The sequence below is a fragment of the Streptomyces sp. NPDC055506 genome (assembly GCF_053643595.1).
The window spans coordinates 1-12,648 of record NZ_JBSHKH010000032.1 but is presented as its reverse complement, the minus strand read 5'-3'; the positions used below and the strand labels follow the sequence as shown (position 1 = coordinate 12,648).

The following is a 12,648-nucleotide window of genomic DNA, read 5'->3' as shown; positions in this document are numbered from 1 at the left end:
CGCCGATCGAGCCGCAGGTTCATGACAAGAGCATCGCCACCTCCCGAGGGCGCTCACACCTGAGGTGCCTCAATGGCCCCTTAATTCTTGGCTATTGAAGGAGAACGGCAGCCGACCGGCGTACGTCGACGGCGGTGAGCGCAAGAGCCATCGGCCCCGGGACCAGGAAGGCCAGGGGCAGCAGCATCCACGCGCACAGCGCGGCCGTCGCCACGGCGAGCAGGACCAGCCCGCTGCCGCCCGCGTCCGCCACGGCGTCCCGGGCGGCCCCGCGCACCGCAGCGCGCCAGTCGGTGAGCGACTCGGGGCGTCCGCAGGCCCGCAGGCCGACGACCGTCGCACAGGCCCCGATGACGGCGGCGGCCACCGCGAACAACCGCGCCCCCGGCAGCCCCGCCCCGGCCAGCGCCAGATCGGCCGAGAGCAGCAGCAGACCCGCCAGCGCGACGCCACCGGCCAGCAGGTCACCGGCCCGCAGCCGCCGCCGCAGCAGGGCGAAGTACCGCCCCGCGGTGACGGGCCGGTCCTGTCCCGCGCCGCGCAGTACGGCGCAGGCCGTCGACAGCGCGGCCGGTGCGGTCACCAGCGGCAGACAGGCCGCCGCCGTGGCAAGGCCGACGCTCAGCACATCGGCGAACAGGGCCAGGCGCGGCCCGAACACCTCACCGGCCTCACGATTCCGCACCCCGCTCACCCCTTGACTCCGGAACTGGCCATGCCCTCCACCAGGAACCGCTGGAAGGCGAGGAAGAACAGCACGATCGGCAGTAGCGCGATCACCGACAGGGCGAACATCGGGCCGAACGCGGAGGTGCTGGAGGCGTCCACGAAGGACCGCAGCGCGAGGGTCAGCGTGAACTTCTCCGGGTCGAAGAGGTAGATGAGCTGGGTGAAGAAGTCGTTCCAGGTCCAGATGAAGGTGAAGATGGCGGTGGTGATCAGGGCCGGGCGGGTGAGCGGCAGGACGACCTGGAAGAAGCTGCGGAAGGGACCGCAGCCGTCGATCCGGGCCGCCTCCTCCAGCTCGCGCGGCAGCCCGCGCATGAACTGCACGATGAGGAAGACGAAGAACGCCTCGGTGGCGAGGAACTTCGGCAGGATCAGCGGCCAGTAGGTGTTCACCAGGCCGAGCTGGTTGAAGATGATGTACTGCGGGATCAGCACCGCGTGGTGCGGCAGCATGATCGTGGCGATCATGAAAGCGAACAGCGGCCCGCGGAAGCGGAACCGGAGGCGCGCGAAGGCGTAGGCGGCGAGCGAGCAGCTGATGACGTTGCCGAGGACCGCGCCGCCCGCGATCAGCAGCGAATTGCCGAGCAGCCGCCAGATGGAGACGTCGTTGACGCCGTCCAGGGCGGTGGAGTAGTTCGACCACTCCAGGTGACTGGGCAGCAGGTTCAGGCTCGCGATGACCTCGTCGGCGGGCTTGAGCGAGGTGGCCAGCAGCCAGGCCAGCGGGTACAGCATGACCAGCAGCGCGACCAGGCAGCCGAGGTGCACGGCGATACGGCCCCAGCGAACGGGCCTGTCAGTGATGGTCGTAGAGGTCACCGGTCCCCCTCGGAGGCGTAGAAGACCCAAGAGCGCGAGGTGCGGAACAGCACCGCCGTGACGACGCCGATCACGAGGAGCAGCACCCAGGCCATGGCGGAGGCGTAGCCCATGTGGGAGGCGACGAAGCCGCGGTCGTAGAGGTACATCGTGTAGACGAGGGTCGAGTCGGCCGGTCCGCCTTTGCCGCCGCTGACCGCGAAGGCGGGTGTGAACACCTGGAAGGCCTGGATGGTCTGGAGGACCAGGTTGAAGAAGAGCACCGGGGAGAGCATCGGCACGGTGACGGACAGGAACTGCCGCCATTTCCCGGCCCCGTCGACCGCTGCCGCCTCGTACAGCTCGGCGGGTATCTGCTGGAGTCCGGCGAGGAAGATGACCATCGGCGCGCCGAACTGCCACACCGTCAGCAGCGCGACGGCCAGCAGCGAGAAACCGGGCTTGTTGACCCAGCCGCCGGTGCCGAGCAGATTGTCGACCGTGCCGCCGTCGTTGAAGACGGCCCGCCAGACGAGGGCGATGGACATCGAGGCGCCGAGCAGCGAGGGCGCGTAGAAGGCGGAGCGGTAGAAGCCCTTGCCGCGCTTCATGCCCTTCAGGGCGAGCGCGACGACGAGGGCGAGGGCCAGTTGCAGGGGCACCGCGATGACGACGTACGTCAGGGTCGTCACGACCGAGCGCCAGTAGCGCGGGTCCTCGGTGAACATCTGCGTGTAGTTGCGCAGGCCGACCCACTTCGGCGGGTTGAACAGGTCGTAGTCGGTGAAGGAGAGGTACAGCGACACGGCCATCGGCAGCAGCGTCAGGACGGTCGCGCCGAGCACCCACGGGGAGAGGAACACCCAGGCGGCGCCCTCGCGTTCGCGCCTGGGGCGGCGCTTCGGGGGGACGGCGGGGGCGCGCTTCGCCTCCGGGGGGATCGCGGTGGTGGTCATGACCTCAGCTCCGCCTTCGCCTCGGTGACGTAGTTCTCGGCCGCCTCGCGGGGCGACATGCGCGCGTAGGACACCTGGTCGTAGTCGCGCTGGAAGGTGGTCTGCAAGGCGTTGTCGCCCGAGGGCGGGGCCTGGGGCGGGTCCTTGAGCTTGCCGTCGAGGGATGCCTGGAAGTCGGCGATGGTCTTGTCGAAGTCCTTGAGTTCCGGGCCGATCTCGTCGCGGATGGTCTCGTTGACAGGGATGCCGCGGCCGGCGCCGAGGATCTTCGCGGCCCGCCGATCGTTGATCATGAAGTCGACGAGCTGGGCCGCCTCCTTGGGGTGGCCGGTGTTGGCCGAGACGCCGAGGAACATGGACGGCTTGAAGTACTGGCCGGGTGTGCCGTCCTCGCCGGACGGCATGGGGGCGAGGGCGACTCCGCTCGGGATGAGCGCGAGGTAACCGCTGGACGGGGCGTCCCAGTTGGCGTCGGCGGTCGCCTTGCCGCGGCCGAGCGGGGTGTTCTCCACGGAGCCGTCGAGCTGTGTGGTCTGCTCGGCGGGCGAGACGGCGCCCTCGCGGCGCAGCTTGTCCGTGAAGGTCCACCAGCGGGTCAGGTCGCCGGCGGTGAAGCCGAGCCCGCCGTCCTCGGTGTAGAGGGACTTGCCCCGGCCGCGCAGCCAGACCTCGAAGGCGTCCTCGCTCTGGCCCGGGTCGGTGGCCCCCGGTCTGCCGGTCTTCTTCGCGAGGGCGCGCATGGCGTCGGCCCACTGGCTCCAGGTCCAGCTCTCGCCGGGGAGCGGGACTCCCGACTTCTTCCAGGTCGCGACGTCGTAGACGACTGTCTCGGTGCCGCGGCCCTGCGGTATCGCGTACTGGACGTCGTCCACGCGGCCGGTGCCGAGCAGCCCCTGGTCGATCTCGGAGGTGCGCAGGACCGACTTCTGCTTCGCCAGGTCGAGCAGGACACCGCCGGAGGCGTACTGGTCGATCTGACGGTAGTCCAGCTGCATGACGTCCGGCGCGTCGCCGCCGGCGGCCTGGGTGGCGAGCTTCTGTTTGTAGGCGTCGTAGCCGGAGAACGACGTCGTGACGTCGATGTCCGGGTGCTGTTTCTCGAACAGCGCGACGGCCTGCTCGGTGCGTGCCGCGCGGTCGGGGTTGCCCCACCACGTGTAGCGCAGCACGACCTTGCCGCCACCTGCCGATTCCCCGGATCCTCCGCAGCCTGCCAGCACGGCGCACAGTGCCAGTGCGGCGGCCGACGCGCAGAACCCCTTTGTCCTGTGTCCGGGCATGCCGAGGTCACCTCTCCTTTCCTCGGACTTCCTGTTGGCCCCCCTCGGCCTGTTGCTCCCCGGCCCCCTCGCTGGGTTACTCGCCCTGGTAGGGCAGCGTCGTCCCGGGCAGGTTGTACTCGTCCCGGCGGCCGCACATGCCGAAGCCGCCGAGCCGGGTGGGCGCGGCCTCGTGGGCGGTGGCGTCGCCGAGATGGACGGGCTCCCCCGCCTCCAGCGCGTCGAGCTGGGCGCCGGTGCGTTCGGCGGTGGCCAGCGCACCCGCCCGCCACAGCTCGCGCCAGGTCGGCACCTTGTCGCGCACGATCCGCGCGGCGGCCCGCTGGAACTCCAGGTACGGGCCGTTGTCGCCGGCTTCGAGGGCCTCGCGCAGGACGAGGTAGCCCTCGACGGCGAGGTCCCTGCGGCGCCGGGCGGCCGCCGCCGTCTCCGGGCCGGTGCCGGGCGGCAGCTTCGCGGCGGCGGCGTACTTCTCGGGGTCGGCGAGCACCTCGGGCGGGAAGGTGAACACGGCGTCACCGGCCTCGGGCAGGCCGCTGTTCTGCATCAGCACGGTGATGCGCAGGTCGCCGCCCTGCACCATGCGGTGCACGGTGCCCGGTGTGAACCAGGCGATGGAGCCGGCCGCGAGGGGGATGTCCCGGTAGCCGTCGGGGCTCAGCGTCTGGACCGCGCCCCGGCCGCCGGTGACGACGTACGCCTCGGTGCACACCAGGTGCAGATGCGGGCTGCCGCCGCAGACGCCGTCGGCGGCCTCCCAGTCGTAGCCGCTCAGATGAGACAGGCCGATCGCGCCGGGCAGCGGGTGCGGCAGGGCGGGCTTCGGTTCGCTCACCACGGCAGGCCCTCCAGGTACGTGCCGACCCGGTCGCGGTCCCAGGCGCCGTCGGCGACGACCAGCCGGTAGCGGTAGCCGAAGGACTCGCCCGGCGGGAGTGCGAACTCCTCGAAGAACGCCCAGGAGAAGGCGACCGTCGGGAAGGGCTCGGCGCGGACGAACCAGTGCGACTCGTGGATCGCGGACTTCTCGTCGAGGTTCTCGGGCGCGTGCGCGAAGACGAGCGTGGAGTGCCCGTCGACGTCGTCGTGCTCGGTGGTGAAGGCGAGCCAGGGGCCCTGGGTGCCCATGAGCTTGCCCGCGTCGGCGTCGGTGTCCGGGGCGAAGACCGTGCCGCCGGTGAAGTCGCGCGGGCCGCGCCACTGGAGTCCGGTGTAGCCGGCCATCTCGCGGCCCGCGGTGGTCGGTGAGCCGAAGGCCAGGGGCTCGGAGCGGAGGTTGGTGAGGCGGATCGACCAGTCGAGGGCCCAGGATCCGGTCTCCTCGTCCACCGAGTGGACGGTCAGCCCCCGCACCTCACGGGCCCACTCCTCGCCGCCGTTCTCGACCCAGGTGAGGTTCTCGGTGAAGGCGAGCCGGTCGTCCTCGACCGTGAAGTCCTGGAAGCCGTCGTGCCGCATCGAGCCGACACGCTCGGGCAGGGGCAGATAGCCCTGGCCGTGGACGTAGCAGTTGCCGCCCCAGAAGTTCTGGCCGGACAGATGGCTCGAGGTCATCTGCAGGCCCTTGTGCCAGCGGTGGTCGTTCGGGCGGTAGCCGGTGACCGTGCGGCCGGAGAGGGTGCGCACGGGGTGGGCGTACGGCTTGCGGGACTCGAACGGATCCGGGTCGGGCCGGTAGACGTAGCGGAGGATCTCCGTGCCGCCTGCCGACGTGACGGCGATGTCCTCGCCGTGCGTGTGGGTGACTCGGATGGTCATGCGCGCTCCTTGGGGGCCCAGTCGGGGTACTCGCCGTGCATGGCCTCGTAGAAGGGGTCGCCGGGGCCGATCTCCCCCGCGTGCACCGAGCGGCCGGTGAACGCCGCCTTGTACAGGGCGGCGGCGAACTCGAGGGTGGCGCGGGCGTCCTGGCCGCTGCCCGGTGGTCTGGTGCCATGGTCGTAGGCGTCCAGGAGCGCGCCGAGCTGGGCCGTGTGCGAACTGGGCACGTCGCTCGCGGGGGTGCGCCAGGCGGTGGCGCGCTCGGAGGCGACGTGCGGGGCCGGGGTGTAGGCCCAGCTGTCGTTGCTGTGGCCGTACAGGTGGGTGAGCTCGACCGTGGCGTCCGCGCAGTCGACGCGGATACGGCTCACCTCGTCCGGGGACAGCACGCTGTTCACGACGGTCGCGAGTGCGCCGCCCCGGAAGCGCACCAGCGCGGTGGAGACGTCCTCGCTCTCGGTGTCGTGGACGAGCCGGGCCGCCATGGCCTGGATCTCCTCCCACTCGCCGAGCAGGTGCAGCAGCAGGTCGTACTGGTGGATGCCGTGACCCATGGTGGGGCCGCCGCCCTCGCTGGCCCACTTGCCGCGCCACGGCACCGCGTAGTACGCGGCGTCCCGGTGCCAGGTGGTCTGGCAGTGCGCGACCAGCGGGGCGCCCAGCTCACCGCCGGTGATCAGCTCGCGGGCGTGCACGGCGCCGGAGCCGTAGCGGTGCTGGAAGACGACCGCCGCGTACGCGCCGGAGGCCTCCTCGGCGGCGGCGATCTCGTCGTACTCGGCGAGGGACAGGGTGAGCGGCTTCTCGCAGAGCACCCAGGCACCGGCCTTGAGCGCGGCCACCGTCTGCTCCCGGTGCAGGGAGGGCGGTGTCCCGATCAGGACCAGGTCAGGGCGTTCGGCGTCCAGCATCGCGTCCACCGAGGTGTACCCGGCGACCTGGTCGCCGGCCAGCTCGCGGAAGGTGTCGAGCCGCTCCTGGTCCACATCGACGGCGGCGACCAGCTCCACCCGGTCGGAGTGGGCCCGCAGCGCGGGCAGGTGGCTCCCGCTGACGATGGCTCCGGTGCCGACGACGGCCACGCGACGGCGGGTGGGAGACCCTGGGGACACGGACATGCGGCGCTCCTCGGACGGCCGGTGGACTCACGCTTGGAAAGCGCTTGCACTCGGAAGGTGACCCTAGGCGCGGGACCATGTCTGGACAACCCCCCTGCGACGACCTGCACAAGGTCTGCGCGAGCATTCTCCCAGCTTGGGGCGGATATTCCGGCCGTTGTCACCGCCATGGAAACGGCATTCCCCCGCCTCCTCCCGGGGGTTGGCCCCACCATGAACGGGCTGCCAGCCGGAGTGATCAGCGGGCAGCCCTTCCCTACCGTTCTGTCGCACAGCAGCCCCTTCCGCAATGTCCATGCCGGACGGCCGAGGGGAGTTTCGCGACAGAAGGGACACCCACGTGTTACCCCGTTCCCCGGCAGCCCCGGGACGAGCCGCCCTCGCGCTGACGGCCGCCGCCCTCGCCCTCACCGTGCTGCCTTCCACGGCCGAGGCGGTCCCCGGCTCCGACCCCCTCGCCCGCTACCACCAGCAGCGCCTCACCTGGAAGAGCTGTGTGCTCGGCCCTCAGGACACGACCGGTAAGGAGCTACAGCAGGCGGGCGCCCGCTGCGCCGATGTGACGGTTCCACTGGACTACTCGGACCCCGGCGGCCGCACGATCACCGTCGCGATATCCCGGATCCGCGCCACCGACACCGACCGGCGCGTCGGCCCGCTGCTGCTCAACGGCGGCGGCCCCGGCGGGCCGTCGCTCGGCGACCCGCCTTGGGTGGGCAAGGCGATGAAGGACGTCGCCGCACGGTACGACGTGGTGGGCGTCGACCCCCGCTTCATCGGCCGCAGCACCCCGCTGGACTGCCGCTGGCCGACCGGCTCGGCGTGGCGCGGGGCGGGCGAGGACCGGGCCGGCTTCGACCGTGTCACCGCGTTCTCGAAGGACCTCGCCGAGCGCTGCCGCACCAACGCGGGCGATGCCCTGCCCCACGCCACGACCCGCAACACCGCGCGCGACATGGACGTCGTCCGGGCCGCGCTGGGTGAGCGGCGGATCTCCTATCTGGGCTACTCGTACGGCAGTTACCTCGGCGAGGTGTACTCCACGATGTTCCCCGGGCGCACCGACCGGGTCGTCCTGGACGGGGTGATCGACCCGGACCGGTACGGGCCGAGGCTGCTGCGGGGCGTCGAGCGCGCCAACCGGCACGCGCTGGAGGGGTGGGCGTCCTGGGCCGCGGCGCGTGAGGGGACCTACGGGCTGGGCGGGACACGCGCCGAGGTGCTGGCCACGGTGGACCGAGTCCGGAAGGCCTCGGCCCGTAGACCGCTGCGGCTCGGCGACCACCGGCTGGACGGGCATGTGATGCCCATGGTCGTCTTCAACGGCCTCTCGCAGCACAACGACGCCTCCTACGGTGACTTCGCGCAGGGCGTACGGGACATGCTGCGGGCGTCCGAGGGGCGGCGGGTGACGCCGTCCCCCTGGCTCGCCGGGGTGCTCGAGTTCACGCTCACGGGCACCGACTCCGCCTACGGCAGCGCGCAGGCGGCGATCCTGTGCGGCGACGGCACCGCGCCTCGTGACCCGGAGGTCTACTGGCGCGACGTCCAGCGCGGCCGGGCGCAGGATCCGCTGTTCGCGCCCGTCACGCACAACATCAACCCGTGCGCGTTCTGGGACCGGCCGCGCGAGCGCCCGACCAAGATCCGCGACGACCTGCCGGCCCTCCTCGTCAGCGCCACCGGGGACCCGCGCACCGACCACGACGGCGCCGAGGCGGTGCGTGGCATGTGGCCCTCCTCGCGCCTGGTCACACTGAGCGGCGCCGATCAGCACGCGGTGTACGGCGTCTACGGTGCGCCGTGCGTCGACGACACGGTCAACGCCTACCTCGCGACGGGCCGCCTGCCGGCGAAGGACGTCGACTGCGCGGCGAGCTAGTCTGCTGCCCCCGAGGGAGCAGGGCGGTCGCAGCTGTTCCGGGGGGGAGAGAGGGCCGCTCCTCCCTGGGGGCTAGGCGCGTACCTCGCCCCCGGGCCGGAGCTCGGTGGGGCCGCGGAAGCGGTAGCGGCGTTCGGGGCGGCCCGCCACGCCGTAGCGCAGGGAGACCTCCACGCGGCCGACGGTGTGGAAGTGCTCGAGGTAGCGGCGGGCGCTCACGCGGGAGACGCCGGTCATCGCGGCGCACTCGCTGGCGGACAGGGTGCCGTCCGTCTCCCGCAGGGCCCGCTCGACCAGCTCGGCGGTCTCCACGCTCATGCCCTTGGGCAGGGCGGCGACGGGCGAGGTCCCTCCGGCGGCTCCGGCCAGCACCCGGTCGACGTCGGCCTGGCTGCGCACGACCGTGCCGAGCAGCCGGCCGCGCCGGTCGGCGTAGCGCTCCAGCCGGGCGCGCAGCTCCTCGGACTCGAAGGGTTTGAGGAGGTAGTCGACGACCCCGTGCCGGACGGCCCCGCGGACCGTCTCGGCCTCCCGGGCGGCGCTGACGACCATGACGTCGCAGTCGTGGCCCGCGGAACGCAGCCGGGGTATGACGTCGAGGCCGAGGATGTCCGGCAGATGCAGGTCGAGCAGCACCAGGTCGGGGCGCAGCGCGTCGGCGGCGGTGACGGCCTGGGCGCCGGTACCTGCGACGCCGACGACGCGGAAGGAGTCGACGCGCTCGACGAAGGCCCGATGGACCTTGGCCACCATGAAGTCGTCGTCGACCACGAGGACGTCGATCGCGCCGGTGTCGGCGGACGTACGGGACTCGCTGGTCATCGGGTCGCTCCTTCCGTGCCGGGGCCGCCCATCATGGCGTCCACCTGCGGTGAGGGAAAGGGATGTGCGGGATGCGGTCCACGGGGCCGGGTGCCCACGGCGGTTCCGGCGACCGCAAAGACCAAAACCTCCGTTGGTTCCGCAAGAGAGACAGCCCGTCGGCGCCCGGTGCAGCATGTGGCCCACATCACCCTCCCCCACAGGGCCCTTACCTACCCGCATCGACGTACCGACAGGTGGTGGCACTCGTGCGCCTGCGCACTCCCCTAGCCCTGCTCGGGGCCGCCGTGCTCGTGCTCGTCGGACCGCCGCTGCTGACCACCGGCAGCGGCACCGAGACCGGCACACAGATCCCAGGCCTGCGTTTCATGGTCCCCAACACGCCCGGCGGCGGCTACGACATCACGGCCCGTACGGCCGCGAAGAACGCCGAGGACGCCGGACTGACCCACAACATCGAAGTGTTCAACCTGCCCGGAGCCGGCGGCACCGTGGGCCTCAGCCGACTGGTGAGCGAACAGGGCAACGGCAAGCTCGCCATGTCCATGGGCCTCGGGGTCGTGGGTGCCGTCCGTTCCAACGACGCGCCGAAGACGCTCGGCGACACCACGCCGATCGCCCGGCTCACCGAGGAGCAGGACGTCGTCGTGGTCGCCAAGGACTCCCCGTACAAGACGATCGACGACCTGATCGGCGCCTGGAAGGAGAACCCCGGCAAGCTCCCGGTGGGCGGCGGGTCCTCCCCCGGCGGGCCGGACCACCTCGCGCCGATGCTGATGGCGCGGGCCGCCGGGATCCCGCCGAAGCAGGTCAACTACATCCCCTTCGACGGCGGCGGCGAACTCCTCGCCTCCATCCTCGGCAACAAGGTCGCCTTCGGTGTCTCCGGTGTCGGCGAGTACCTGGACCAGATCAAGGCGGGCGAGCTGCGCCTCCTCGCGGTCACCGGCCCCAAGCGGGTCGCGGGGCTCGACGCCCCGACGCTGACGGAGGCCGGCTACGACGTGAACTTCACCAACTGGCGCGGCATCGTCGCCCCGCCCGGCCTCACCGACGGCGAACGGGCCAAGCTCGTGCGGCTCGTCGAGGAGCTGCACGGCTCCGAAGAGTGGCGGAAGTCCATGAAGCAGAACGGCTGGGACGACGCCTTCCTCACCGGTGACAAGTTCGGCGCGTTCCTCGACGCCGAGGACAAGCGCGTGGTTTCGGTGCTGAAGGAGCTGGGACTGTGACGACGCAGACCGACATTTCCCCCGCCGAGACCGGCGGCGAACGGCGCTCGTGGCTGCGCGAGCACTCCGAACTCGGGGTGTGCGCGCTGCTGCTGGCCCTGGGCGTGCTCGTCCTGACCGACGCGCTCACCATGGACGTCGACATCGCCCAGCGCGGCCCCGTCGGTCCGAAGACCGTGCCGATCGTGGTCGGGGCCGGGCTGCTGGTGATCGCCGCGCTGCTCGCCGTGGACGTGCTGCGCGGCGGCCGGGGTCAGGCCGAGACCGGCGAGGACGTCGACCTGTCCGAGCCCGCCGACTGGCGCACGGTGCTGCTGCTCGCCGGAGTGTTCCTCGGCGCGGCCGTCCTCATCGAGCCGCTCGGCTTCCCCGTCGCGGGGGCGCTGCTGTTCTGGGGCGCGGCGTTCGCGCTCGGCAGCCGCAGGATCGACCGCGATCCGCTCATCGCGGCCGGGCTGTCCCTCGTGACCTACGTCGTCTTCAACAATCTGCTCGGAGTGCCCCTGCCCGGCGGTCCGCTGATGGGAGTGCTGTGACATGGATGCCTTCAACTCCCTTCTGGACGGCTTCGGCACAGCCCTCACGCCGATCAACCTCCTGTGGGCCGTCATCGGTGTGCTGCTCGGCACGGCGATCGGCGTGCTGCCGGGCATCGGCCCCGCGATGGCGGTCGCGCTGTTGCTGCCGGTGACGTACGGGCTCGACCCGATCGGCGCGTTCATCATGTTCGCCGGCATCTACTACGGCGCGATGTTCGGCGGCTCGACCACCTCCATCCTGCTCAACACGCCCGGTGAGAGCGCGGCGGTCGTGGCTGCCATGGAGGGCAACCCCATGGCCAAGTCCGGGCGCGGCGCCCAGGCGCTCGCGGCGGCCGCAGTGGGGCACTTCGCGGGCGGTCTGATCGGCACGCTCCTGCTGGTGGCGCTCGCGCCGACCGTCGCGAAACTGGCCGTGGACATCGGCGCGCCGGACTACTTCGCCATCATGGTGCTGGCGTTCATCGCGGTGACGTCGGTGCTGGGCTCGTCCCGCATCCGCGGCCTCGCCTCCCTGCTCATCGGCCTCACCCTGGGCCTGGTGGGCCTGGACCAGATGACCGGCCAGCAGCGCCTGACGTTCGGCTCGCTCCAACTGGCCGACGGCATCGACGTGGTGATCGTGGCGGTCGGTCTCTTCGCGATCGGCGAGGCCCTGTGGGTCGCCGCCCATCTGCGGCGCAGGCCGCCGGAGCCGATCCCGGTGGGCCGGCCGTGGCTGGGGCGCGGGGATGTGAACCGGACCTGGAAGTCGTGGCTGCGCGGCCCGTTCATCGGTTTCCCGTTCGGCGCGATCCCCGCGGGCGGCGCGGAGATCCCCACCTTTCTGTCGTACGTGACGGAGAAGCGCCTGTCCAAGCACAAGGACGAGTGGGGCAAGGGCGCCATCGAGGGCGTCGCGGGGCCGGAGTCGGCGGCGTCCGCCTCGGCGGCGGGCACCCTGGTGTCGATGCTGACCCTTGGTCTGCCGACCACGGCGGTGGCGGCCGTCATGCTGGCCGCCTTCCAGCAGTACGGCATCCAGCCCGGCCCGCTGCTCTTCGAACGCGAACCCGACCTGGTCTGGGGCCTGATCGCCTCCCTCTTCGTCGGCATGGTGCTGCTCCTGGCCCTCAACCTGCCGCTGGCGCCGGTGTGGGCGAAGCTCCTGCGCATCCCGCGCCCGTACCTCTACGCCGGGATCATGTTCTTCGCGGCGGTCGGCGCGTACGCGGTCGGCGGCGAGGTGATCGACCTGGTGATCCTGCTGATCATCGGCCTGATCGGCTTCGGCATGCGCCGCTACGGCCTGCCGGTGCTCCCCGCCGTCATCGGCGTCATCCTCGGCCCCAACGCCGAGCAGCAACTCCGGCGCGCCCTGCAGATCAGCGACGGCAGCGTGACGGGCCTGGTCAACACACCGTTCGCGGTGACCGTGTACGCGGTGATCCTGGTCCTGCTGGCGTGGCCGCTGCTGAAGAAGGCGGTGACACGCGGGCGCGTGGAGGCCTGAGAAGCTCGATCCCGTGGGGGCGTGGCTCACCCGAGC

The 12,648-nt window shown here is 71.6% G+C and carries 12 protein-coding genes; 4 read left to right on the top strand and 8 right to left on the bottom strand.

The window, feature by feature from the left end:
* Nucleotides 1-91 precede the first annotated feature (91 nt).
* The 7 genes from ACWIF2_RS14960 to ACWIF2_RS14930 all read right to left on the bottom strand — a co-directional run bounded on the left by ACWIF2_RS14960 (nt 92) and on the right by ACWIF2_RS14930 (nt 6,645).
* Nucleotides 92-694 (bottom strand): hypothetical protein, encoded by a 603-nt coding sequence (locus ACWIF2_RS14960; protein ID WP_454360666.1) that lies wholly within the window; start codon nt 692-694, stop codon nt 92-94.
* Entirely contained in the window at nt 691-1,467 is a 777-nt protein-coding gene (locus ACWIF2_RS14955; protein ID WP_454360729.1) for a carbohydrate ABC transporter permease, read from the bottom strand. The genes ACWIF2_RS14960 and ACWIF2_RS14955 overlap by 4 nt, the downstream gene beginning before the upstream one ends.
* Nucleotides 1,468-1,547: 80 nt before the next feature.
* Complete coding sequence (locus tag ACWIF2_RS14950; RefSeq protein WP_454360665.1) at nt 1,548-2,486, bottom strand: carbohydrate ABC transporter permease; 939 nt, start codon at nt 2,484-2,486, stop codon at nt 1,548-1,550.
* On the bottom strand, nt 2,483-3,766 hold the full coding sequence (locus ACWIF2_RS14945; protein ID WP_454360664.1) for an ABC transporter substrate-binding protein: 1,284 nt from the start codon (nt 3,764-3,766) through the stop codon (nt 2,483-2,485). Before ACWIF2_RS14945 ends, ACWIF2_RS14950 begins: the two co-directional genes overlap by 4 nt.
* Before the next feature lie 76 nt (nt 3,767-3,842).
* Complete coding sequence (locus ACWIF2_RS14940; RefSeq protein WP_454360663.1) at nt 3,843-4,604, bottom strand: cupin; 762 nt, start codon at nt 4,602-4,604, stop codon at nt 3,843-3,845.
* Nucleotides 4,598-5,524, bottom strand: a complete 927-nt coding sequence (locus ACWIF2_RS14935; RefSeq protein WP_454360662.1) for a DUF6807 domain-containing protein — start codon at nt 5,522-5,524, stop codon at nt 4,598-4,600. Before ACWIF2_RS14935 ends, ACWIF2_RS14940 begins: the two co-directional genes overlap by 7 nt.
* Nucleotides 5,521-6,645 (bottom strand): Gfo/Idh/MocA family protein, encoded by a 1,125-nt coding sequence (locus ACWIF2_RS14930; protein ID WP_454360661.1) that lies wholly within the window; start codon nt 6,643-6,645, stop codon nt 5,521-5,523. Before ACWIF2_RS14930 ends, ACWIF2_RS14935 begins: the two co-directional genes overlap by 4 nt.
* Nucleotides 6,646-6,985: 340 nt before the next feature.
* On the opposite strand from ACWIF2_RS14930, the gene ACWIF2_RS14925 reads away from it, so the two are divergent.
* Entirely contained in the window at nt 6,986-8,527 is a 1,542-nt protein-coding gene (locus ACWIF2_RS14925) for an alpha/beta fold hydrolase (RefSeq protein ID WP_454360660.1), read from the top strand.
* A gap of 72 nt (nt 8,528-8,599) precedes the next feature.
* On the opposite strand, the gene ACWIF2_RS14920 is transcribed toward ACWIF2_RS14925, so the two are convergent.
* Nucleotides 8,600-9,349, bottom strand: a complete 750-nt coding sequence (locus ACWIF2_RS14920; RefSeq protein ID WP_454360659.1) for a response regulator — start codon at nt 9,347-9,349, stop codon at nt 8,600-8,602.
* A gap of 248 nt (nt 9,350-9,597) precedes the next feature.
* Between ACWIF2_RS14920 and ACWIF2_RS14915 the strand changes: the two genes are divergently transcribed.
* From ACWIF2_RS14915 to ACWIF2_RS14905, 3 genes are read left to right on the top strand one after another with little or no spacing between them, the layout of a single operon-like run.
* Nucleotides 9,598-10,581: a Bug family tripartite tricarboxylate transporter substrate binding protein gene (locus ACWIF2_RS14915; RefSeq protein WP_454360727.1), complete on the top strand. Its 984-nt coding sequence runs from the start codon at nt 9,598-9,600 to the stop codon at nt 10,579-10,581.
* Nucleotides 10,578-11,117 carry a tripartite tricarboxylate transporter TctB family protein gene (locus tag ACWIF2_RS14910; protein ID WP_454360658.1) on the top strand — a complete coding sequence of 180 codons (540 nt, stop codon included), beginning with the start codon at nt 10,578-10,580 and terminating at the stop codon, nt 11,115-11,117. Before ACWIF2_RS14915 ends, ACWIF2_RS14910 begins: the two co-directional genes overlap by 4 nt.
* A 1-nt stretch (nt 11,118) precedes the next feature.
* On the top strand, nt 11,119-12,612 hold the full coding sequence (locus ACWIF2_RS14905) for a tripartite tricarboxylate transporter permease (protein WP_391105660.1): 1,494 nt from the start codon (nt 11,119-11,121) through the stop codon (nt 12,610-12,612).
* The last annotated feature ends 36 nt before the right edge of the window (nt 12,613-12,648 follow it).

Excerpts from the sequence above, each read along its gene's own strand:
- ACWIF2_RS14950 (WP_454360665.1), bottom strand. The coding sequence starts at position 2,486 with ATGACCACCACCGCGATCCCCCCGGAGGCGAAGCGCGCCCCCGCCGTC.
- ACWIF2_RS14930 (WP_454360661.1), bottom strand. The coding sequence starts at position 6,645 with ATGTCCGTGTCCCCAGGGTCTCCCACCCGCCGTCGCGTGGCCGTCGTC.
- ACWIF2_RS14935 (WP_454360662.1), bottom strand. The coding sequence starts at position 5,524 with ATGACCATCCGAGTCACCCACACGCACGGCGAGGACATCGCCGTCACG.
- ACWIF2_RS14955 (WP_454360729.1), bottom strand. The coding sequence starts at position 1,467 with ATGCTGTACCCGCTGGCCTGGCTGCTGGCCACCTCGCTCAAGCCCGCC.
- ACWIF2_RS14920 (WP_454360659.1), bottom strand. The coding sequence starts at position 9,349 with ATGACCAGCGAGTCCCGTACGTCCGCCGACACCGGCGCGATCGACGTC.
- ACWIF2_RS14905 (WP_391105660.1), top strand. The coding sequence starts at position 11,119 with ATGGATGCCTTCAACTCCCTTCTGGACGGCTTCGGCACAGCCCTCACG.
- ACWIF2_RS14945 (WP_454360664.1), bottom strand. The coding sequence starts at position 3,766 with ATGCCCGGACACAGGACAAAGGGGTTCTGCGCGTCGGCCGCCGCACTG.